Below are 1,133 nucleotides of genomic sequence, written 5' to 3'. Positions count from 1 at the left end.
CAACACCCGAAGTCGGTGAGGTAACCGCAAGGAGCCAGCCGCCGAAGGTGGGGTAGATGATTGGGGTGAAGTCGTAACAAGGTAGCCGTATCGGAAGGTGCGGCTGGATCACCTCCTTTCTATGGAGAATCGCTTCCTGCGACGGAAGCATTCAAACAGGCTGACCGTAAGGTCGCCGATATCTTTGCGAAAGCAAAGCAACCAAATCAGGTTTAGGCCTGTTACTCACTCGTTGGTCAGTTTTGAGAGTTCAACTCTCGCGCGTTTGGTGACGATGGCGGAGGGGTTCCACGCGTACCCATCCCGAACACGACCGTTAAGCCCTCCAGCGCCGATGGTACTTGGACCGAAGGGTCCTGGGAGAGTAGGACGTTGCCAAGCGCACCCTTTAACAGGGTTTGCAATTGAATAGATGATTATGGGCCCTTAGCTCAGCTGGTTAGAGCGCACCCCTGATAAGGGTGAGGTCGGTGGTTCGAGTCCACTAGGGCCCACCATTTACTCCATAATCATACGATAAGATGTGGAGTTGTATATGGGGCCATAGCTCAGCTGGGAGAGCGCCTGCCTTGCAAGCAGGAGGTCAGGAGTTCGATCCTCCTTGGCTCCACCATAACACATCACTTCCATGACTTACCGCTTGAACGGTAGGGCGGGAAATGATAAGCTAATCTTCCGCCGGTAAAACGGCGAAGTGACTGCAGAATTCCGAACGTCACTGAAAGTGACCGTTACGAAATTCGGCATTTGATCCTTGAAAACTGGATAACGAAACGAAATTTGCGTTTTAGAAACAACTCTTTTAGCTGAACTTGTGTCAAAACAAGTTTAATAAAGGTAGTGACTGCAGAGCGAAGGTTTTGGGATGACCGAACTTTAGGTAGTGCGCGGCTGCTTGCGAGAGCAAGTCAGTAAGCGACGAACGAGGAGAGGGCAGCGCAAAACCGGAGCGAATTGGTTAAGCTACTAAGAGCACACGGAGGATGCCTAGGCGCTAGGAGCCGAAGAAGGACGTGGCGAACAACGAAACTGCCTCGGGGAGCTGTAAGCAAGCTTTGATCCGGGGATGTCCGAATGGGGAAACCCGGCTGGAGTAATATCCAGTCACTCATGCCTGAATACATAGGGCATGA

2 tRNA genes and 3 rRNA genes are annotated in these 1,133 nt (G+C 52.0%); all 5 read left to right on the top strand.

The annotated features are described in order from the left end of the window. Positions 1 to 119, top strand: a 16S ribosomal RNA gene (locus LBW89_RS27320); the annotation flags it as partial. A 145-nt stretch (positions 120 to 264) separates the two neighbouring features. Beyond that, positions 265 to 381, top strand: a 5S ribosomal RNA gene (gene rrf, locus LBW89_RS27315). Positions 382 to 420: 39 nt separating this feature from the next. Next, positions 421 to 497: transfer RNA gene (locus LBW89_RS27310), tRNA-Ile, on the top strand. 40 nt (positions 498 to 537) lie between these two features. Further along, positions 538 to 613, top strand: a tRNA-Ala gene (locus LBW89_RS27305). A gap of 343 nt (positions 614 to 956) precedes the next feature. After that, positions 957 to 1,133 (top strand): 23S ribosomal RNA (locus tag LBW89_RS27300); the annotation flags it as partial.

The sequence above is a fragment of the Paenibacillus sp. alder61 genome, assembly GCF_020179875.1.
Classification (GTDB): Bacteria; Bacillota; Bacilli; order Paenibacillales; family Paenibacillaceae; genus Fontibacillus; species Fontibacillus faecis.
Note: the sequence above shows the minus strand (reverse complement) of the source record. Positions and strands in the feature narration are given on the sequence as shown.